Origin of the sequence: Streptomyces sp. NPDC006134 (assembly GCF_040628835.1) — a bacterium.
Classification (GTDB): domain Bacteria; phylum Actinomycetota; class Actinomycetes; order Streptomycetales; family Streptomycetaceae; genus Streptomyces.
The window spans coordinates 123,998-143,611 of record NZ_JBEXTV010000015.1 but is presented as its reverse complement, the minus strand read 5'-3'; the positions used below and the strand labels follow the sequence as shown (position 1 = coordinate 143,611).

Sequence of the window (19,614 nt, the reverse complement as noted above, 5' to 3'; positions counted from 1 at the left end):
ACGCGCATAGCGCGTCGCCCGGCGATGGCGTCGGTGATCCCGGACGTCGAGTGATCGTACGGCCGCCTGCCCGGCGGCGCGGTTGCGAACGGTTTCAAGCGGTTTTCCGATCACAAACGGTCAGCCGGTCACAGATCACGGGATGCGGCACGGCTCCTCGGGACCGCGCCGCGGTTACGGCTACGGTTACGGCTTCGGCGTGGCGTGCGGGGCGCAGGTCACGTCCCGGCTGCCCACCTCGCCGGTGAGCAGGTAGGTGTCCACCCGGTCGTTGATGCACGGGTTGGCCAGGCCGGTGACGCCGTGGGAACCGGCGTCCCGCTCGGTGATCAGGCGGGAGCCCTCGAACCGCCGGTGCAGTTCGACGGCGCCTTCGTACGGGGTGGCCGCGTCACGCTCGGCCTGGACGATCAGCACCGGCGGCAGGCCCTTGCCGGTCTTCACGTTCAGCGGGGTGTTCTGCTTGACCGGCCAGGTGGCGCACGGCAGGTTCATCCAGGCGTTGGACCAGGTCAGGAACGGGTGGTCGCGGTGGAGCCGGGTGTTGTCCCGGTCCCAGGTCTGCCAGTTCGTGGGCCACTTGGCGTCGGCGCACTCGACGGCCGTGTAGACGGCGTTGCCGTTCTCCGAGGAGGCGTTGCCCGCCGTGTCGGACAGGTCGGGGGCGGCGGCGTCCACGAGGGCCCGGGTGTCACCGGCGACGTACTTGCTGAAGACGGTGGCGACCGGCACCCAGGAGGAGTCGTAGTACGGGGCGCTCTGGAAGAAGCCGGTCAGCTCGGCCGGGCCGACGACGCCGCCGATGGGGTTCTTCTTGGCGGTGGCGCGCAGCTTCTCCCACTGGGCCTGGACCTCGGCGCGGGTGTCCCCGAGGTGGAAGACGGCGTCGTTCTTCGCGACCCAGTCCTGCCAGTCCCGCCAGCGGGTCTCGAAGGCGACGTCCTGGTCCAGGTTGGCCTGGTACCAGATCTTCTCCCGGGAGGGGTTGACGACGCTGTCGACGACCATGCGGCGCACGTGGCCCGGGAAGAGGGTGCCGTAGACCGCGCCGAGGTAGGTGCCGTAGGAGACGCCGAGGTAGTTGAGCTTCTTCTCGCCGAGCGCGGCGCGGATGACGTCGAGGTCGCGTGCGGTGTTCGGCGTGGTCATGTGCGGCAGCATCTCGCCGCTGCGCTCGTGGCAGCCCTCGGCGTACTCGCGGGCCAGCTTGCGCTGGGCGAGCTTGTCGGCCTCGGAGCCGGGCACCGGGTCCATCTTGGGCGCCTTGACGAACTCCTGCGGGTCGACACAGGAGATGGGCGTGGACTTGCCGACGCCGCGCGGGTCGAAGCCGACGAAGTCGTATGCCTTGGCGACCTTCGCCCAGAGGGCGTTCTTGTTGGTGACGCGGGCCGGAAAGCGCAGGCCGGAGCCGCCGGGGCCGCCCGGGTTGTAGACGAGCGCGCCCTGCCGCTCGTCCTTGGTGCCGGTGTTGCCGATGCGGTCGACGGCGAGCTTGATCTGCTTGCCGTACGGCTTGGCGTAGTCGAGCGGCACGGTGACCCAGCCGCACTGGATGGGCTTGGGCAGGTTCCAGTCGGCGGGGCAGTCCCGCCAGTCGATCCCGGCCCGCGCGGCGCGGGCGGCGGCGATCGCGGCGCCGCGGGCCTCGCGGTCCTGGCCGTGCCGGGCGTCCGCGGCCGGGCGTGCGCTCGCCGTGGGCGCCGTGACGGCGCCGGCTATCAGCGTCGCGGTGACGAGCGCTCCGGCCGCGCCGAACGCGCCCGCCCTGCGCCGCAGTGTCCTGTTCCTCAAGTCGGCCCTCCCCGCACAGTTTTTCGAAAGGTACGGGGGGATCCTCTCGGCTGTGCGTTCCCTGGGAACAGGGTCGGCAGAGGATCTTTGCCAATCCGATAAACGGGAGAACATGTTCGATCGGCGGGTCTCAGTCCAGGGAGCGCAGGCCCTCGTCCAGCAGGCGCCGGAGCCGCAGGGCGTCCGGCGCGACGGCGGTGACCAGCGCGGCGGGCCCGGCGAGCGGGACCACGGCCGCGCCGTCGCCGGTCATGCGCGCCGGCGGCGGGTGCTCGGCGAACGCGGGCCGTACGACGACGGCCTGGCCGACGGCCCGGTGTCCCGCCAGCACGGCCGGCCCGTCCCAGCCGCCCGGCGCCCCGGGCCCGCAGGCCAGCTGCTGGTCGAGGACGCACCGGCCGGCGATCCGGACGGTGAGACGGCTGGTGAGCCGTCCCGCTTCCTCTCCGGCGCGTCCGAGCACCTGTTCCTCACGGAGCACGAGCCGGGCGGTCGCGGCGAGGTCCACGTGCGTGGTGACGGTGAGGTCGCTGCCCCGCACGGAGATCAACTGCTCGGGCAGCCAGTGCAGTTCGGCCCCGTCCGCCACGGTCAGCCGGACGTCGTAGTACGCCTCGCCCTTGGCCTGTCCCGGCAGGGCGAGGGTGGCGGCGGCCGAGCCGACCCGCAGCCGGGCGCCTTCGGCCACGTCCGCCGTCACGGTGAGGTGGTCGCCGCCCAGCGGTCCGCTCATCGCGCCGACGAGCATCACGTGGGCCTCGGCGCCGCTCGCCCGGACGCGCCGCAGTGCCAGCGGCCCCTCGCCGTCCAGGACGGGCAGGGCCGTCCCGCCCCGCCCGTCGGGCCGGGCGAGGATCCGCGCGCCGGCCCGTACGGACACACCGGTCGTCCCGGCCATCCCGGCCATCCCGGCCGTCCGGGTCGCCCCGGCCGTCCCGGGTGTTCCGTTCTTCCCGGTGGCCGGGATGATCCCTGTCACCGGAATCGTTCCGGTCGCCGGGACCGTCCCGGTCGCCGTGGCCGCCGTGGTCATGCCGTCCACGCGGCCAGCCGCGCACGCACCCAGTCGGCGACGTCGCGCACGCCGGTCTCACCGCGCAGCGACTGGAAGACGACCGGCAGTTCGCCGCGCTGCGCCTTGGCGTCGGCCGCCATCCGCGCCAGGTCGGAGCCGACGTAGGGCGCGAGGTCGGTCTTGTTGACGACGAGCAGGTCGGCGGTGCTGACGCCGGGCCCGCCCTTGCGCGGGATGTCGTCCCCGCCGGCCACGTCGATGACGAAGATCTGCGCGTCGACGAGCCCTTTGGAGAAGGTGGCGGTGAGGTTGTCCCCGCCGGACTCCACCAGGATCAGGTCCAGCGGGCCGACCGCCTCCTCCAGGTCCTCGACCGCTTCGAGGTTGGCGGAGATGTCATCCCGGATCGCGGTGTGCGGGCAGGCGCCGGTCTCCACGGCGCTGATGCGCTCGGGGGGCAGTACCGCCTCGCGGAGCAGGAAGTCGGCGTCCTCGCGCGTGTAGATGTCGTTGGTGACGACGGCGAGGGAGAGCTCGTCGCGCAGCGCCCGGCACAGGGCGGCCACGGTGGCGGTCTTGCCGGAACCGACAGGGCCTCCGAGGCCGACGCGCAAGGCGCGGCGGGTGCCGTCGGGGCGGTGGGCGTCGGCGCTGACGGCGGCGGGTCCGTCGTGGGAGTGGTCGAGATGCATGGCGGCTCCTGTTTCGGCCGGGCCGGCACGGCCCGGCCCGTGTGTGTGAGGGGGAGGGAACGGTGGAGAGGGGGGCGGCGGGGCGGCGGACCTCCTGCGGCCTACGATGCGAACAGGCGGACGGGCCACGCGGCATGCTGCTCGGCCGCGATCTCCAGCAGCGGCGCGGAGGCGGCGGGCAGGACGCCGGTCCCCTCGGTGAGGGCCGTCCGCGCCGCCTCCACCGCCCGGTCCGCGACGCGGTCCAGCTCCGGCGCCAGCCGGGCCAGTACCCCGGTGGCGTCGAAGGGGTCCAGGCTCAGCAGCCGCACCGTCGCGGTGGCGGGCCCGCTGACGCTCTCGTACGCCGCGCAGTACGCGGCGTCCGCCGGTCCGAGCCCTGCCGCGCGTGCCGTGAGCCCGAGGACGACCGGCTGATGGGCGCCCTTGGGGAACGCCCGTGCGACGGCGTCGAGTTCGGGTGCGGGCCAGGTCGCGCGGGCGGCCCGCATGAGCTGGCGGCCCAGCCGGCGCGCGGCCAGGCGCAGCGCGGGCGACGGTGTGCGGGCGTCCGCCGCCGCGTCCAGCTCCGCCGGATCGGCGCCGAGCGCGGCGGCCGCCGCCAGGGCGGCGGCGACGAGGCCCGTCGTGTGCAGCCGTCCCCGGCAGAAGTCCTCCAGACTCGCCGCCCCGGTGATCCGCCCGGCCCGTACGGCCGCCTCGGCGCCGCCGGAGTGCGCGTGCCCTCCGGCGGGGAAGCGGCCGTCGGCCAGGACCAGAAGTGCTGCCCTGGTCATCAGAAGAGGAAGTAACGCTGGGCCATGGGCAGTTCGGCGGCCGGTTCCGCCTCGACGAGCTCGCCGTCGACGCGGACGGCGAAGCTGTCGGGGTCGATCCGCACATCGGGCCGGGCGTCGTTCTCCCGCATGTCGGCCTTGGTGACGCCGCGCGTGGAGTCGATCGCCACGAACCGCTTGCCCAGCGCCAGCCGTTCCGGCAGCCCGTCCTCGATCGCCAGGGGGGCGACGAAGTTGACGGAGTTGGCGGCGGGCGCCCGGCCGATCGCGCCGTACATCGGGCGCGGCAGGACCGGCTGCGGGGTCGGGATGGAGGCGTTGGCGTCGCCCATCTGCGCGTAGACGATCTGCCCGCTCTTGAGGACGAGAAGCGGCTTGACGCCGAAGAACGCCGGCTCCCACAGCACCAGGTCGGCGAGTTTGCCGGTCTCGACGGAGCCGATCTCGCGGGCCATGCCCTGGGCGAGGGCCGGGTTGATCGTGTACTTGGCGACGTAGCGGCGGACGCGGTGGTTGTCGGCCCGGCCGTCGCCGGGCAGCGCGCCGCGGCGCCGCTTCATCACGTGCGCGGTCTGCCAGGTCCGCAGGATCACCTCGCCGACGCGGCCCATGGCCTGGGAGTCGGAGGAGATGATCGAGATGGCGCCCAGGTCGTGGAGGACGTCCTCCGCGCCGATGGTGGACGGCCGGATGCGGGACTCGGCGAACGCCAGGTCCTCGGGCACGGCCGGGTTGAGGTGGTGGCAGACCATCAGCATGTCGAGGTGCTCCTCGACGGTGTTGACGGTGAAGGGCCGGGTCGGGTTGGTGGAGCTGGGCAGCACGTGCGGCTGGGAGACGACGGTCATGATGTCCGGGGCGTGCCCGCCGCCCGCGCCCTCGGTGTGGTACGAGTGGATGCCCCGTCCGTTGATCGCGGCGAGCGTGTCGCCCACGAAACCGGCCTCGTTGAGGGTGTCCGTGTGGATGGCGACCTGGACGCCGGTCCGGTCGGCGACGGTGAGGGCGGCGTCGATGGCGGCCGGGGTCGCGCCCCAGTCCTCGTGGATCTTCAGGCCGGCCGCGCCGCCCCGGATCTGCGACAGCATCGCCTCGTGGGAGACGGTGTTGCCCTTGCCGAGCAGGCCGATGTTGACGGGGTGGGCCTCCAGCGCCTCCAGCATGCGGGCCAGGTGCCAGGGGCCGGGGGTGACGGTGGTGGCCTTGGAGCCCTCGGCCGGCCCGGTGCCGCCGCCGACCAGGGTGGTGATGCCGGAGGCCAGCGCCTCGTCGGCGACCTGGGGGCAGATGAAGTGGACGTGCGCATCGATGGCGCCGGCGGTGAGGATCCGCCCGTTGCCGGCGATGATCTCCGTCTCCGGGCCGATGACCAGGTCCGGGTGCACGCCGTCCATCGTGTCGGGGTTGCCCGCCTTGCCGATGCCGGTGATCCGGCCGTCGCGGATGCCGACGTCGGCCTTGACGATGCCCCAGTGGTCGATGATCACGACGCCGGTGACGACGGTGTCCGGGGTGCCCTCGGCGCGGGTGGCGCGGGACTGGCCCATGGACTCGCGGATGACCTTGCCGCCGCCGAACACGGCCTCCTGGCCGGAGAGTCCGGGGCCGCCGGCGCGGTCCTCCTCGATCTCGATCAGGAGGTCGGTGTCGGCGAGGCGGATGCGGTCGCCGGTGGTGGGGCCGAACAGGTCGGCGTAGGCGGCACGCGAGATCTCAGGCATCGAGGGCACCTCCGGTCTGCCCGCGCAGCCCGGGCACGACGCGGGCGCCGGCGAGCGGGACGAGTTCGACGTCGACCGGGATGCCGGGCTCGAAGCGCACGGCCGTGCCGGCGGCGATGTTCAGCCGCTTGCCGCGCGCGGCGGCGCGGTCGAAGTCCAGGCCGGGGTTGGCCTCGGCGAAGTGGTAGTGGGAGCCGACCTGGACGGGCCGGTCGGCGGCGTTGAGCACGGTCAGCCGGGTGACCTCGAGGCCGGTGTTGAAGGCGATCGGCTCGTCGGCGAACAGGATCTCTCCGGGAATCATCGTGTCCCCGCCTCAGATGATCGGTTCGTGGACGGTGACGAGCTTGGTGCCGTCCGGGAAGGTGGCCTCGACCTGGACGTCGTGGATCATCTCGGCGACGCCGTCCATGACGTCGTCCCGGGTGAGCACCTTGCGTCCGGTGGACATGAGCTCGGCGACGGTACGGCCGTCGCGCGCGCCCTCGAGGATGTGCGAGGTGATGAGGGCGATCGCCTCGGGATGGTTGAGTTTCACTCCACGAGCCCGGCGTTTCTCGGCGACGTCGGCCGCCACGTGGATCAGTAGCCGCTCTTGCTCGTGCGGGGTCAGCTGCACGTACCACCTCACAGTCCTCGCCCGGACCGTGCGGGGTCCGGATGTCGCAGCCACGGGGCAACAGCGCAGGTCGCCGGATCGGCAGGCTAGTTGCACCGGGTTTCGGTCACGTTAACCCAGCAATCATCAGGCAAAGTTGCCCGGGGCTACTTCTTGATCGCTCCTTTGCCCACTTATGGGTGACCGCTTCCCGGACGTGGACGTTCCGCCGCCGCGGCCGGTGAGATCCCCCGGCGGCGCACCCCGTTCCGCCGCTCCCGGCGGCGGCCTCCAGACCCCGGAGCGGGAGCCGTCGGCTCAGGAGGTCCCTGGCCTCCGGTGCTCCGCGGCGATGCCGAACCGCTGCCGTTCGCGCGGCGCGGACGGCACCTCCCGGACGCTGGAGACCGCACTGATCACCTGCTCCTGCGCCTGTGCCTGCTCCTGTGCCCGCTCCGGTCCCCGGTCCTGCTCCCGCAGCGCTTCGAGCCGTTCGAGGTCGGCGGCGGAGACCAGGGCGACCAGCGGCTTGCCGTGCCGGGTCACGACGACGCGCTCACCGCCGTACACGACGCGGTTGATCAGGTCGGCGAGCTCAGCCCTGGCTTGCGTCACCGGAATCTCGTAGGCCATACGTCCAGCTTACGAGCCTCCGCCGACGCCCGACCGGGCCCCAGGCCGTCCGCCACGGGCGAAACCGATCCCGCCACACCCCTCCCGACCTGGGCTTTTCCCATGGAACACGATCGGACGCCACCCTCTCCCATTCTGTACGTCCTGTACATTTTTTACAGAGACAGCGTCACCGGAGACGCCCGCAGAGGAGGGGTTCGCCATGACCCGACCGACCGCCCGCCACGTCCTGCCCGAGTTCACCGAACGGACGAGCTCCGGGCAGCGGACGACGGATCCGTACGCGAAGCTGCTGGAGGAGCGGATCGTCTTTCTCGGGACACCGATCGACGAGGTGGCGGCCAACGACGTGGTCGCCCAGTTCATGTACCTGGAGCACCAGGCACCCGACCGGGACATCGCGCTCTACATCAACTCTCCCGGCGGCTCCTTCGAAGCCATGGCGGCGATCTACGACACGATGCAGTACGTCGGCTGTGACGTGGAGACGACCTGCCTGGGCCAGGCCGGGTCCCCGGCGGTGGCCCTGCTGGCCGCGGGCACGCCGGGCAAGCGCTCCGTGCTGCCGGGCGCGCGCATGGTGATCCGCCAGCCGGCCCTCGCCGAGCCGGTCCGGGGGCAGGCCGACGACCTGGCCGTCCAGGCCGACGAGTTGACGCGCGTCCGTTCCCTCCTGGAGGAGATGCTCGTGCGGCACACCGGCCGCACCCGCGCCCAGGTGAGCGCGGACATGGAGCGGGACAAGATCCTCGACGCGCGGGAGGCGCTGGCGTACGGCCTGGTGGACCGGATCGTCTCCGGCCGCAAGGGCGCGCGGCCCGCACCCGGCGGGGAGTGAGGCGGACGTGCTTCCCGAACTCCCGCCCCTGCCCGCCCTGACGCGCGCCGAGGCCGAGCTGATCGACCGTTACCTCGACGTGGCCGACCTGCTCGGCCGCGTCAACCCGGCGCGCCACGGGGACACCTACCGCGGACTGCGGGCCGCCCAGGCCCTGGTCGGCCGGGCGGCCGCCCTGCGCGACGCGCTGACGCTGATGCACCAGCGGGGCGAGAGCGAGCTGCACACCGCCACCCTGGCCCGCGCGCTGCGCCTCCTGGACGGCGAGCGGCGCACCGCCCGCGTCACGCTGCCGCCCGCCTCCGGCAGTTGACACACCGGCACCCGGCCCGGGCTCCCCCACGCGTCGCGCGGGGCCCGGGCCGGGCCCGGAAGGCGCCGAACGGCGTACCCCCTTTCGGTGGAGAAATTCCTGCTGTATCAGGCGTATGCCGGTTGCGCCTTCCGCTGCACCCCGGTGCGGAATAACTGATTCCGCCGCTGGTCCGGAGCTCGGCGGCACCCTCGACGGAAGCTCGAACACAGGGGTGTCCACCCGAACGGGTGAGTGGTGAGTAACAACACAAATCCCCGGTTCCGTTGGGATTTTCGGACTTCGGTGCGCCAAGATCCCTGTCTGACGACAAGCCCCCGCCACCGCGGCGGGGCGGTCCGGGCGGACGCCGAGTCCTGCCGCCGCCCGGATGACCGGTCGACAGAAAGTGGATCGGCAGGAGTGGAGGACCCAAGCACGACGGGTCGCCGGAACGGTCACGCCATGGCCGGGCCGAGCAGCCCTTGGGGTGAAGCCGCACCACGCGGCCGGGCAACTTTGTCAGCCCGAATCCGACAGGTCATCCTTCACAGGCGGCTGACGAAGGGTTGCGCATGACTGCGCTCAATCGTGTCCCGTCCCTCATGGTCCGGGCCGGTACGGCCTCGGCTCTCACCATCGCCGCCGTCGGCGGTTCGATCGTGGTCCCCGGCGTCGCCTCCGAGGCCGCCGCCGCGGCCCCGGCCACGAAGGCCCTCCAGATCGCGGCCTCCAAGAAGGGTGCACCGTACAAGTACGGTGCCACCGGGCCGTACCGGTTCGACTGCTCCGGGCTGACGCAGTACTCGTTCAAGAAGGCCGGCAAGAAACTGCCGCGCACCGCCGCCCAGCAGTACAACAAGACCCGCCACATCTCCGCCAAGAACCGCAGGGCCGGAGACCTGGTCTTCTTCCACTCGGGCCGGAACGTGTACCACGTCGGGATCTACGCCGGGAAGGGCAGGATCTGGCACGCCCCGAAGACCGGCGACGTGGTGAGGCTCCAGAAGATCTGGTCCAAGAGCGTCTGGTACGGCCGGGTCAAGTGACATGGCGCGGGGTGGTGGCGACCCGACTCGCCGCCACCCCCGGAGCATCCCTCCGGCAGGCGCGCGCCACCCCCGCAGCATCCCTCCGGCAGGCGCGCGCCACCCCCGCAGCATCCCTCCGGCAGGCGCGCGCCACCCCTGCGGCTTCCCTCCGGCAGGCCGCGCCGACCGCGACGCCGCCCTCGGGAGGCCGGGGCCGGCTGCTGCCGGCCCGGCGCCCGCCCCCGGGCCGTGTGAGACGGCCGGAAGGGGGCTCGGACGGGCCTCCCCACGTGACACGCCCTCCGGACGCCGTTACGGGTGACGACGCGCTCGAAGTCCGGGCCCTCACGCGTGGCACGCCCTCCGATGGATACCCGTCACGCCATGGCCGACCACCGCCCCTGCACCGCGCGCAACGAGACGCCGCTGGAGCGCGCCGACCGCAGCTTCGCCGAGTTGCTCCAGGAGCCGCGGGTCACCCAGACCGGGGGCCAGATCCTCTTCGCCTTCCTGCTGTCCCTGGCGTTCACCTCGCGCTTCCCGGATCTCGACGCCGTGCAGCGGGCCACGTACGTCACCACGCTGCTGCTCGCCGTCCTCGCCGCCGCGCTGTTCACGGCACCGGCCGCGCTGCACCGTTCGCTCTTCCGCAAGGGCGCCAAGCCGCGCATCGCGCAGGTCTCCTCGCAGCCGGCCGCCCTCGGCCTCGGTGTGCTGGTGCTCGCGTTCACCGGCTCGGTGCTGCTCGTGGTGGACGTGACGGCCGGCCGGGCCGGTGGCGTCGCCGCGGGCGCGGCGACCCTGCTCGTGTGCCTCGGCCTGTGGGGGCTGCTCCCCCGGCTGGTCCAGCGGGCGAAGGCGTCCGGTGAGCGGGAGTCCGCGGACGGTCCGCCGGCGGCACGGGGCCGGGGAGGGGCATCGCGCCGGGTGCCGTCGGTGCGGCGCGTCCGGCCGGACGCGCCGGTTCAGCGCCGCTGCTCCTGCTGAGGGGCGGCCGTGACCGGCTCGGCCGGTTCCCTCCAGGGCAGTTCGATGGAGACGGTCTTGCCGCCCTCGCGGGTCGGCCGGATCCTCAGCCTGCCGCCGCACTCGGCGGCCAGCCAGCGGATGATCACCATGCCGCGGCCGTTGTCCTGCTGCACGGCGGCGGGCAGCCGCTTGGGGAACCGGGGGTGGCTGTCGGTGACGCCGACGCACAGACGTTCCTCGCGGTCGAGTGCGAGGGCGACCGTGAAGGTGGGCGACAGTCCGAAGGTGTGCTGCACCGCGTTGGTGGCCAGTTCGGAGACGATGAGCCGGATGGTGTCGGACACCTCCGTGCCCGCCGGCAGTCCCCACTCCGCCAGGGTGCCGACCACGTAGGTCCGGGCGGCGGAGACCGAGGCGGGATCGCTCGGCAGAGTGACGGAGGCTTCCAGATGATCTGCCATGGCGACGTCGTCCCTTCCCACGGGACCGCAGCCCGGCACGGAGCCGGATGGTTCGAGTACGGTCCCGGACTGGTGCTTCGTCGCCAGACTGCCATCACCCGCCGGTGAAGGGCGGCGATCCACCGGGATATGCATATATCTGTCGCTCGATGCGGTGAACTCTGCGACGACAGACCGTATTCGGGCGGCCCGGAAGGAGTAAGGAGAGGCCCATGCAGCACGGTCCTGCGGTCCGCCGCCGGAAGCTGGGCGCCGAACTGCGCGCGTTGCGCACCTCGGCAGGGCTCACCAGTGGTGAGGCCGCCCGGCTCGTGGGCTGGCACCAGTCCAAGGTGAGCCGGATCGAGACCGGAACGAGCGGTGCCAAACCGGCCGATGTGCGGTTACTCCTGGACGCCTACGGCGTGGCCGATCCCCAGCTGCGGGACCTGCTCCTCGTCCTGGCGGGTTCCGGCCGCGGCACCGGCCGGCACCACCACTGGTGGCACGCCTATCGCGGAGTGCTGCCGCCGACGTACCGGGACTTCATCAGCCTGGAGTCCCAGGCGAGCGCGATGCGCACGCTGGAGACCACCGTCGTCCCCGGGCTGCTGCAGACGCCGGAGTACGCCCGGGCGGTGACGCGGGCCGCGGTGGACGGAGTGCCGGAGGAGCGGCTGGACGCGCTGGTGGAGGTGCGGCTGGCCCGGCAGGACGTGCTGCGCAGGGATCCGCCGCTGGAACTGCGCGCCGTGCTGGACGAGGCGGTGCTGCGCCGGGAGGTGGGCGGCCCCGGCGTGATGGCCCGGCAGCTGGAGCGGCTGGTGGAGGCGGCACGGCTGCCTCACGTACGCCTCCAGGTCCTGCCGTTCGGCGCCGGGGCGCACATCGGTGTCACCGGCTCTTTCGTAATCTTCTCATTTTCGAGCACTTCTGATCTGGATGTGGTCGTTCTCGACCACTTGACGAGTAGCCTCTATCTGGAACGGAAAGAAGACCTGGAGGCCTACTCCGAGGCCTTCAACGCCCTTGGGATCCACGCCCTTTCGCCCGAGGACTCGTTGGATTTCATCGCCGCGACAGCGGCCGGCGCGTAAGGAGGCACCATGTCCGCACTGCCTCGCACCGTCCCTTCCAGCACCCGGCTGCCCGGTGTGCGGTGGCTGCGCAGCAGCTACAGCACGGGCGCGAACAACTGCGTCGAGACCGCCCGGCCGGCCGCCGGCCCCTGGGCCGGACTGCTCGCCGTACGCGACTCCAAGGACCCGGCCGGGCCCGCGCTGCTCTTCTCCCCGGGGAGCTGGGCGGACTTCCTCTCCGGGCTCCGGTGAACCCCAAACCGGTGCGCCCGGGGCCGGTGCGCCCGCTTCCGTCCGGTCCCGTCACGCCCGGCTGACCCGCCGGGCAGCGTGCGGCACGCGGCCGTGCCCCGCCGGCTCACGGCCGCGTCCGGCAGATCACCCGCACGGCGTGCCGGAGCTGTTCCCCGGTCAGGTCCGCACGGGCGGTCAGTCTGAGCCGTGAGACGCCGTCGGGCACGGAGGGAGGACGGAAACACCCCACGGCCAGGCCCGCCGCCCGGCACTCGGCCGCCCACCGCACGGCGTCCTCGGCCGAGGGCGCGCGCACGGAGACCACCGCGGCGTCCGGACGCACCGCCGTCAGGCCCGCGGCGGTCAGCCGCGCGTGCAGTTCGCCCGCCACCGCACGGGCCCGCTCCGCCCGCCAGGGCTCACGGCGCAGCAGCCCGAGGGCCGCCAGGGCCGCGCCGGCCGCCGCGGGGGCGAGCCCCGTGTCGAAGATGAACGTCCGGGCCGCGTTGACCAGGTGGTCGATCACCCGGGCGGGGCCGAGCACGGCTCCCCCCTGGCTGCCGAGCGCCTTGGAGAGCGTGACCGTCACGACGACGTCGCCGGCGCCCGCGAGCCCCGCCGCGTGCGGGGCGCCGCGCCCGCCGTCGCCGAGTACGCCGAGGCCGTGCGCGTCGTCGAGGACCAGCCCGGCGCCGTACTCCCGGCACGCCTCGGCGAGGCGGGCCAGCGGGGCGGCGTCGCCGTCGACCGAGAACACCGTGTCGGAGACCGCGACGGCGGGCCCGTCGTGCATCTGGAGCGCCTTGCGCACCGCGTCCGGGTCGGCGTGTGCCACGACCTGGGTGGTGCCGCGGGCCAGCCGGCAGCCGTCGATCAGCGAGGCGTGGTTGCCGGCGTCGGAGACGATCAGCGAGCCGTGCGGTGCCAGCGCGGTGACGGCGGCGAGGTTGGCCGTGTAGCCGGAGGAGAAGACGAGGGCCGCCTCGGCGCCGCAGAAGGCGGCCAGTTCGCGTTCGAGCTCCGTGTGCAGCTCGGTGGTGCCGGTGACGAGCCGGGAGCCGGTCGCGCCGCCGCCCCAGACCCGCGCGGCCCGGGCGGCTCCCTCGACGACCTCGGGGTGCCGGGCCAGGCCCAGGTAGTCGTTGCCCGCCAGATCGAGGAGCGGGGTGCCGGCCGGGCGGGGCCGCAGGCTCCGGACGAGCCCGGCGCGGCGGCGCAGCCCGGCCTGCTCGTCGATCCAGCCGAACGCCATGGGTCCTCCGGTGGTGCGGGGTTTTGTAGGCAGTGCACAGACATTAGCGGCCGGGGCCGCCGCCCGAGGTGTGGTGATACCCACACGGTGAATCGCCGAAGTTGTAAGGAGTCTCCGTGGCCAGGGGCGGCCGAGTAGGACAGGATCGGCTCCCATGGATCTGCTGAAGACGCTGGTGGACAAGGGACTTCGGCGCGAGACGCCGACGCGCGAGGAGGCGCTGGCCGTCCTCGCCACCTCCGACGACGACCTGCTCGACGTGGTGGCCGCGGCCGGCCGGGTGCGCCGGCACTGGTTCGGGCGGCGGGTGAAACTCAACTACCTCGTCAACCTCAAGTCCGGCCTGTGCCCGGAGGACTGCTCCTACTGCTCCCAGCGGCTCGGCTCGCAGGCCGGCATCCTGAAGTACACCTGGCTCAAGCCCGGCGAGGCCTCCGAGGCCGCCGCCGCGGGCGTGGCCGGGGGCGCCAAGCGGGTGTGCCTGGTGGCCAGCGGGCGCGGTCCCACCGACCGGGACGTGGACCGGGTCTCCGAGACCATCAAGGCCATCAAGGACGCGAACGAGGGCGTCGAGGTGTGTGCCTGCCTCGGTCTGCTCTCCGAGGGCCAGGCGGAGCGGCTGCGCGAGGCGGGCGCGGACGCCTACAACCACAACCTGAACACGTCCGAGGCGACGTACGGGGACATCACCACCACGCACACCTACGCCGACCGGGTGGACACCGTGCGCAAGGCGCACGCGGCCGGGCTGTCCGCCTGCTCCGGGCTGATCGCGGGCATGGGCGAGAGCGACGAGGACCTGGTCGACGTCGTCTTCGCCCTGCGTGAGCTGGACCCGGACTCGGTTCCGGTCAACTTCCTCATCCCGTTCGAGGGAACGCCGCTGGCCAAGGAGTGGAACCTCACCCCGCAGCGCTGCCTGCGCATCCTGGCGATGGTGCGGTTCGTCTGCCCGGACGTCGAGGTGCGCATCGCGGGCGGGCGCGAGGTGCACCTGCGCACGCTGCAGCCGCTCGCCCTGCACCTGGCCAACTCGATCTTCCTCGGCGACTACCTCACCAGCGAGGGCCAGGCGGGCAAGGCCGACCTGGAGATGATCGCGGACGCCGGGTTCGAGGTGGAGGGCACCGGGCAGGCGACGCTGCCGGAGCATCGGGCGGGCGGCGGGTGCGGGGCGCACGGAGGCGGTTCCGCGGACGGGTGCGGATCGCACGGAGGCGGTTCCACCGGCGGGTGCGGATCGCACGGAGGCGGTTCCACCGGCGGGTGCGGATCGCACGAGGGCGGCGGCGGTGGTGGCGGGTGCGGCACGCACGAAGGCGGTGGCGTCCGCGGTTCCGTGCCGGGGGCCGGTGAACCCCGCACCGACCTGGTCGCCGTACGCCGCCGGGGCGCCGGAACGGACCTGGCGCCCAATGCCTGAGCCGAGCGTGCCCGAGCTGCTGGAGCTGGACCGGCGGCACGTCTGGCATCCGTACGGCCCCATGCCCGGCCGCGAGGCCCCGCTCGTCGTGGAGTCGGCGAGCGGGGTGCGGCTGAAGCTCGCCGACGGGTCGGGCGAGCTGGTGGACGGCATGTCGTCGTGGTGGTCGGCCGTCCACGGCTACAACCACCCCGTGCTGAACGAGGCCGTCCGCGAGCAGCTCGGGCGGATGAGCCACGTGATGTTCGGCGGGCTCACCCACGAGCCCGCCGTGCGGCTGGCGAAGCTCCTCGTCGACATCTCGCCCGACGGCCTGGAGCACGTCTTCCTCGCCGACTCCGGCTCGGTGTCGGTGGAGGTGGCGGTCAAGATGTGCCTCCAGTACTGGCGTTCGCTCGGCCGGCCCGGCAAGCGGCGCCTGCTGACCTGGCGGGGCGGCTACCACGGCGACACCTGGCAGCCGATGTCGGTGTGCGACCCGGAGGGCGGCATGCACCGGCTGTGGTCCGGCGTGCTCCAGCCGCAGGTGTTCGCCGACGCCCCGCCGGCCGCGTACGAGGAGGCGTACGCGGAGCACCTGCGCGAGCTGATCGGGCGGCACGCGGACGAGCTGGCCGCGGTGATCGTCGAGCCGGTGGTGCAGGGCGCGGGCGGGATGCGGTTCCACTCCCCCGCGTATCTGCGGGTGCTGCGCGAGGCGTGCGACGCGCACGACGTGCTGCTGGTGTTCGACGAGATCGCCACCGGTTTCGGGCGGACGGGCGCGCTGTTCGCGGCGGAGCACGCGGCGGTGACCCCGGACGTGATGTGCGTGGGCAAGGCGCTGACCGGCGGCTATCTGACGATGGCGGCGACGCTGTGCACCGCGCGGGTGGCCGAGGGCATCTCGCGGGGCGAGGTGCCGGTGCTCGCCCACGGCCCGACGTTCATGGGCAACCCGCTGGCGGCCGCGGTGGCGTGCGCCTCGATCGGGCTGCTCCTCGGCCAGGACTGGCTCGCCGAGGTCAAGCGGATCGAGGCGGGGCTGCGGGACGGGCTGGCGCCGGCCGCCGGGCTGCCGGGGGTGCGCGACGTGCGGGTCCTCGGCGCCATCGGGGTCGTCCAGCTCGACCACCCGGTCGGCATGGCGGCGGCGACGCGGGCGGCCGTGCGCGAGGGCGTGTGGCTGCGGCCGTTCCGCGACCTGATCTACACGATGCCGCCGTACGTCACGGGCGACGCCGACGTGGCGCGGATCGCGCGGGCGGTGTGCGCGGCGGCGCGGGAGGGATGAGAGATGACGGTACTGGTGATCACGGGCACGGGCACGGAGGTCGGCAAGACGGTGGTGACCGCCGCCGTCGCGGCGACGGCGCTGGCGGCCGGGCGGTCGGTGGCCGTGCTGAAGGCGGCGCAGACGGGCGTGGGGCCCGGCGAGGCCGGTGACGCTCAGGAGGTCGCCCGGCTCGCGGGCGACGCGGTGACGACGGGCGAACTCGCCCGGTACCCCGAGCCGCTGGCGCCGGCGACGGCCGCGCGGCGGGCCGGGCTCGCCCCGGTGCACCCGGAGGCGGTGGCGGAGACGGCGGCCAAGCTGGCCACCGAGCACGACCTGGTGCTGGTCGAGGGGGCGGGCGGACTGCTCGTCCGGTTCGACGCGGCGGGCGGGACCCTGGCGGACGTGGCGGGGCTGCTTCAGGCGCCGGTGCTGGTCGTGGCGACGGCGGGACTGGGCACGCTGAACACGACGGAGCTGACGGCACGTGAGCTGGGCGCGCGCGGCATCGATCTGGCGGGGGTGGTGATCGGCAGCTGGCCCGCCGACCCGGACCTGGCCTGCCGCTGCAATCTCGCCGACCTGCCGGACGTGGCCGGCGCGCCCCTGCTCGGCGCCGTGCCCGCCGGGGCGGGCGCGCTCGATCCGGCCGCCTTCCGCGCGGCGGCACCGGGCTGGCTGGCGCCGCGGCTCGACGGCACGTGGGACGCGGAGGCGTTCCGGGCACGGCAGGCGTCCTGAACGGGCGGCCGTCCGGGGGCGGGTAACCCTCCGGGGTAGGGCGACTCTCCAAGGGCGGGCAACCGCCCGGGGGCGGGTAACTCTCCGGGGACGGGCGACCCTCCAAGGGCGGGCGACCCTCCGGGGACGGGCGACCCTCCAAGAGCGGACAACCGCCCAGGGACGGACAGCCCTCCGGGGACGGACGGCCGTCCAGGGACGGACGGCCGTCCAGGGACGGACAACCGCCCAGGGACGGACAACCGCCCAGGGACGGACAGCCCTCCGGGGACGGGCGCGCGGACGTCCGCGGTGGGTGGCCGGCGGGAAGCGAACCGGCGGCGGAGGGTGCGGGGAGCCGTGTGCGGGGGAGAATCCGGGGTGAGGCCCGCCTCACGAGGAGGTCACATGCCGCTCCGCTCCCTCCGTTCCCCCCGTTCTTCCCGCTCCGGCACGGTGCCGCGGGATGCCGTGCACCACCCGCTGTTCGCCCGCTGCTACGCCCGGATCAGCACGGCCGCCGAGACCCGGGCGGGCATGGGCGGCGTACGCGAGCGGCTGCTCGCCGGTCTGTCCGGGCGGGTCATCGAGATCGGCGCGGGCAACGGGCTGAACTTCGCGCACTACCCGGGCACGGTCGCGGAGGTCGTCGCCATCGAACCGGAGCGGGTGCTGCGGAAGTCGGCGGTGGAGGCGGCGCTGCGCGCGGAGGTGCCCGTCGACGTGGTGCCGGGGGTGGCGGAGGCGCTGCCGGTCAAGAGCGAGGCGTTCGACGCGGCCGTCCTGTCGCTGGTGCTGTGCAGCGTCCGGGACGTGCCGCGGGCGCTCGGGGAGGTGCGGCGGGTACTGCGGCCCGGCGGCGAGGTGCGGTTCTTCGAGCACGGGCGGGGCGGCGGCCGGGTCATGGGCGTCACCCAGCGGGCGCTGGACCGGACGGTGTGGCCGGCGCTGAACGGCGGCTGCCACCTGTCCCGCGACCCGGTCGCCGCGCTCAGGGACGCCGGGTTCGAGGTCGGTCCCTACCGGCGGACGCTGATGCCTCAGAAGGGGCCGAGGCTGCCCACCTCGTACTGCGTGACGGGCGTGGCGTGGCGCCCCGGCGCCGCCGGTGAGGCGGGGTAGTCACAGGCACCACTGGCGCAGTTCCCGGGCGATGTCGTCGACGGACGCCCGGCCGTCGTGCACCAGCCGGGCCAGATCGCGGACCTGCTCCGGCGACGGGGCGACTTTCAGGCCGCTGGCCACGAGGTAGGCGTAGGCGACGGCCGTGGCGAACAGGGCGTTGGACCGCTCCAGCGCCGGGACGCGGATCAGGGACTGGAGCAGCGCCGCGGCCCGCGCGTGCGGGCTGTCGTAGACGGGGACGCCGATGAGCTCGGCCTGGTGGCGGGCGACGGCGGCGACGAGGGCGCCCCAGTCGGTGACCTGGGGGTCCGTGGGCATCTTCTGCTCGGCGAGCATCAGCAGCCAGGCGAGGTCGATTCTCAGGTGGTCCAACGGATCAGCGGCGGCCGTCGCCTGCCCCCTCGGGGAACGCCTCGTCGGTGAACGTCCTCTCGGCGAACACCTTCTCGTACTGCCGCATGAAGTCGGCGGCGGCCTCCACGAACGTGTGGCCCACTTCGCCGACGTCGCGGCGGACCAGCTCCTCGATGTAGCGGTTGACGCTCATGCCGCGGGCCAGGGCACGCTCGCGTGCGGCCCGGGCGGTGTCCTCGTCCACCCGCACGTTCAGCTGGGTCTTCGCCATACCTCGACGCTAGCGCCGTACCGCTAGCAGCGGCAAGGCCGCCGTCGCCGCGCGCACGCCGTGTTCACCGCGTTCGCCGTACTGTGTGAGGCGGATCACCTTTTCCCGGCCGGGGCACGGACGTCCCACGCCCCCGTCGCCGAGCAAGGAGGCACCCGTGCCCACACCCGCCGCGGAGCACGCCCCGCCGCCCGAGCCGGCCGGCCGGCTCGCGGCGCGCGCCCGGGGGCTGACCAAGGCGTACGGCTCGGGCGAGACGGCGGTGCTCGCCCTGGACTCGGTGGACGTCGACATCGTGCGCGGCCGTTTCACGGCGGTCATGGGGCCCTCGGGTTCCGGCAAGTCCACGCTGATGCACTGCCTGGCGGGGCTGGACACCGTGTCGGCCGGCCGGGTGTGGCTCGGGGACACCGAGATCACCGGGTTGAAGGACCGGGAGCTGACCCGGCTGCGCCGGGACCGGGTCGGGTTCATGTTCCAGTCGTTCAACCTGGTCCCCACCCTGAACGCGCTGGAGAACATCACCCTGCCCCTGGACATCGCGGGCCGGCGGCCCGACGGGCGGTGGCTCGACCGGGTGATCGGCACGCTGGGCCTGCGCGACCGTCTCGGGCACCGGCCCGCGCAGCTCTCCGGCGGCCAGCAGCAGCGGGTGGCCTGCGCGCGGGCGCTGGTCTCCCGGCCCGAGCTGGTCTTCGCGGACGAGCCGACCGGCAACCTCGACTCCCGGGCCGGTCTGGAGGTGCTGGGCTTCCTGCGCGGGGCCGTCGACGACCTGGGGCAGACCGTCGTCATGGTCACCCACGACCCGGGCGCCGCCGTCCACTCCGACCTGGTGCTCTTCCTGGCGGACGGGCGGATCGTGGACCGGATGGAGCGGCCGACGGCCCCGGCGGTGCTGGAGCGCATGAAGCGGTTCGACGCGGTGCGCGGCCCGTCCGGCGACGACGACGGTGGTGGTGGTGGATCCGGCGACGGTGGCGGCGGTGGGTCCGACGACGGTGAGGGCGGCGGGTCCGCTGGGGGCCGCGAGTCCGCCAGGGGCGGCGGGTCCGCTGGGGGCGGCGGGTCCGCCGGGGGCGCGGGGAGGAGGGGCTGACAC

At 73.7% G+C, this 19,614-nt stretch carries 23 protein-coding genes and 1 riboswitch; of the genes, 11 read left to right on the top strand and 12 right to left on the bottom strand.

Annotated features, from left to right (window positions below; genetic code table 11):
- Positions 1-186 precede the first annotated feature (186 nt).
- From ABZ340_RS12885 to ABZ340_RS12850, 8 genes are all read right to left on the bottom strand, one after another.
- On the bottom strand, positions 187-1,794 hold the full coding sequence (locus ABZ340_RS12885) for an alpha/beta hydrolase (protein WP_358781786.1): 1,608 nt from the start codon (positions 1,792-1,794) through the stop codon (positions 187-189).
- A 130-nt stretch (positions 1,795-1,924) separates the two neighbouring features.
- Positions 1,925-2,692, bottom strand: coding sequence for an urease accessory protein UreD (locus tag ABZ340_RS12880; protein WP_358781798.1), 768 nt, complete (start codon positions 2,690-2,692; stop codon positions 1,925-1,927).
- Between the two features lie 131 nt (positions 2,693-2,823).
- Positions 2,824-3,501, bottom strand: a complete 678-nt coding sequence (gene ureG / locus ABZ340_RS12875; protein WP_358781785.1) for an urease accessory protein UreG — start codon at positions 3,499-3,501, stop codon at positions 2,824-2,826.
- Positions 3,502-3,602: 101 nt separating this feature from the next.
- A complete protein-coding gene (locus ABZ340_RS12870; protein ID WP_358781784.1) occupies positions 3,603-4,277 on the bottom strand; it encodes an urease accessory UreF family protein in 675 nt (224 codons plus the stop codon).
- Complete coding sequence (locus ABZ340_RS12865) at positions 4,277-5,998, bottom strand: urease subunit alpha (RefSeq protein ID WP_358781783.1); 1,722 nt, start codon at positions 5,996-5,998, stop codon at positions 4,277-4,279. Before ABZ340_RS12865 ends, ABZ340_RS12870 begins: the two co-directional genes overlap by 1 nt.
- Positions 5,991-6,302 carry an urease subunit beta gene (locus tag ABZ340_RS12860; protein ID WP_358781782.1) on the bottom strand — a complete coding sequence of 104 codons (312 nt, stop codon included), beginning with the start codon at positions 6,300-6,302 and terminating at the stop codon, positions 5,991-5,993. Before ABZ340_RS12860 ends, ABZ340_RS12865 begins: the two co-directional genes overlap by 8 nt.
- 12 nt (positions 6,303-6,314) lie before the next feature.
- On the bottom strand, positions 6,315-6,617 hold the full coding sequence (locus tag ABZ340_RS12855) for an urease subunit gamma (RefSeq protein WP_358781781.1): 303 nt from the start codon (positions 6,615-6,617) through the stop codon (positions 6,315-6,317).
- Between the two features lie 297 nt (positions 6,618-6,914).
- Complete coding sequence (locus tag ABZ340_RS12850) at positions 6,915-7,229, bottom strand: type II toxin-antitoxin system Phd/YefM family antitoxin (RefSeq protein WP_358781780.1); 315 nt, start codon at positions 7,227-7,229, stop codon at positions 6,915-6,917.
- A 202-nt stretch (positions 7,230-7,431) separates the two neighbouring features.
- On the opposite strand from ABZ340_RS12850, the gene ABZ340_RS12845 reads away from it, so the two are divergent.
- From ABZ340_RS12845 to ABZ340_RS12830, 4 genes are all read left to right on the top strand, one after another.
- Positions 7,432-8,067, top strand: coding sequence for an ATP-dependent Clp protease proteolytic subunit (locus ABZ340_RS12845; protein ID WP_358781779.1), 636 nt, complete (start codon positions 7,432-7,434; stop codon positions 8,065-8,067).
- Between the two features lie 7 nt (positions 8,068-8,074).
- A complete protein-coding gene (locus ABZ340_RS12840; RefSeq protein WP_358781778.1) occupies positions 8,075-8,380 on the top strand; it encodes a hypothetical protein in 306 nt (101 codons plus the stop codon).
- 347 nt (positions 8,381-8,727) lie between these two features.
- A riboswitch (cyclic di-AMP (ydaO/yuaA leader) is annotated at positions 8,728-8,931 on the top strand.
- Positions 8,932-8,934: 3 nt separating this feature from the next.
- Entirely contained in the window at positions 8,935-9,408 is a 474-nt protein-coding gene (locus ABZ340_RS12835) for a C40 family peptidase (RefSeq protein WP_358781777.1), read from the top strand.
- Positions 9,409-9,774: 366 nt separating this feature from the next.
- Positions 9,775-10,377, top strand: coding sequence for a DUF6328 family protein (locus tag ABZ340_RS12830; protein ID WP_358781776.1), 603 nt, complete (start codon positions 9,775-9,777; stop codon positions 10,375-10,377).
- Here ABZ340_RS12830 and ABZ340_RS12825 read toward each other — a convergent pair.
- Positions 10,356-10,820: an ATP-binding protein gene (locus ABZ340_RS12825; protein ID WP_358781775.1), complete on the bottom strand. Its 465-nt coding sequence runs from the start codon at positions 10,818-10,820 to the stop codon at positions 10,356-10,358. The genes ABZ340_RS12830 and ABZ340_RS12825 overlap by 22 nt on opposite strands.
- Before the next feature lie 212 nt (positions 10,821-11,032).
- Between ABZ340_RS12825 and ABZ340_RS12820 the strand changes: the two genes are divergently transcribed.
- A complete protein-coding gene (locus ABZ340_RS12820) occupies positions 11,033-11,896 on the top strand; it encodes a helix-turn-helix transcriptional regulator (RefSeq protein WP_358781774.1) in 864 nt (287 codons plus the stop codon).
- 9 nt (positions 11,897-11,905) lie between these two features.
- Positions 11,906-12,130: a DUF397 domain-containing protein gene (locus tag ABZ340_RS12815; protein ID WP_358781773.1), complete on the top strand. Its 225-nt coding sequence runs from the start codon at positions 11,906-11,908 to the stop codon at positions 12,128-12,130.
- Between the two features lie 106 nt (positions 12,131-12,236).
- Here ABZ340_RS12815 and ABZ340_RS12810 read toward each other — a convergent pair whose 3' ends face one another.
- Complete coding sequence (locus tag ABZ340_RS12810; protein WP_358781772.1) at positions 12,237-13,364, bottom strand: 8-amino-7-oxononanoate synthase; 1,128 nt, start codon at positions 13,362-13,364, stop codon at positions 12,237-12,239.
- Positions 13,365-13,518: 154 nt separating this feature from the next.
- Between ABZ340_RS12810 and bioB the strand changes: the two genes are divergently transcribed.
- The 4 genes from bioB to ABZ340_RS12790 all read left to right on the top strand — a co-directional run bounded on the left by bioB (position 13,519) and on the right by ABZ340_RS12790 (position 17,884).
- Positions 13,519-14,787 (top strand): biotin synthase BioB, encoded by a 1,269-nt coding sequence (gene bioB, locus ABZ340_RS12805; RefSeq protein ID WP_358781771.1) that lies wholly within the window; start codon positions 13,519-13,521, stop codon positions 14,785-14,787.
- Positions 14,780-16,060, top strand: a complete 1,281-nt coding sequence (locus tag ABZ340_RS12800) for an adenosylmethionine--8-amino-7-oxononanoate transaminase (protein WP_358781770.1) — start codon at positions 14,780-14,782, stop codon at positions 16,058-16,060. Before bioB ends, ABZ340_RS12800 begins: the two co-directional genes overlap by 8 nt.
- Positions 16,061-16,063: 3 nt before the next feature.
- Positions 16,064-16,783 (top strand): dethiobiotin synthase, encoded by a 720-nt coding sequence (gene bioD, locus ABZ340_RS12795; RefSeq protein WP_358781769.1) that lies wholly within the window; start codon positions 16,064-16,066, stop codon positions 16,781-16,783.
- A gap of 387 nt (positions 16,784-17,170) precedes the next feature.
- Positions 17,171-17,884 carry a class I SAM-dependent methyltransferase gene (locus tag ABZ340_RS12790; RefSeq protein ID WP_358781768.1) on the top strand — a complete coding sequence of 238 codons (714 nt, stop codon included), beginning with the start codon at positions 17,171-17,173 and terminating at the stop codon, positions 17,882-17,884.
- Here the strand turns inward: ABZ340_RS12790 and ABZ340_RS12785 are convergent, their stop codons facing one another.
- Positions 17,885-18,259, bottom strand: coding sequence for a fic family toxin-antitoxin system, toxin component (locus ABZ340_RS12785; protein ID WP_358781767.1), 375 nt, complete (start codon positions 18,257-18,259; stop codon positions 17,885-17,887).
- A gap of 4 nt (positions 18,260-18,263) precedes the next feature.
- The gene (locus ABZ340_RS12780) at positions 18,264-18,512 is read right to left on the bottom strand and encodes a toxin-antitoxin system HicB family antitoxin (RefSeq protein ID WP_358781766.1); all 249 of its coding nucleotides are present in this window, start codon (positions 18,510-18,512) and stop codon (positions 18,264-18,266) included.
- 157 nt (positions 18,513-18,669) lie between these two features.
- On the opposite strand from ABZ340_RS12780, the gene ABZ340_RS12775 reads away from it, so the two are divergent.
- On the top strand, positions 18,670-19,611 hold the full coding sequence (locus tag ABZ340_RS12775) for an ABC transporter ATP-binding protein (RefSeq protein WP_358781765.1): 942 nt from the start codon (positions 18,670-18,672) through the stop codon (positions 19,609-19,611).
- Positions 19,612-19,614 lie beyond the last annotated feature (3 nt).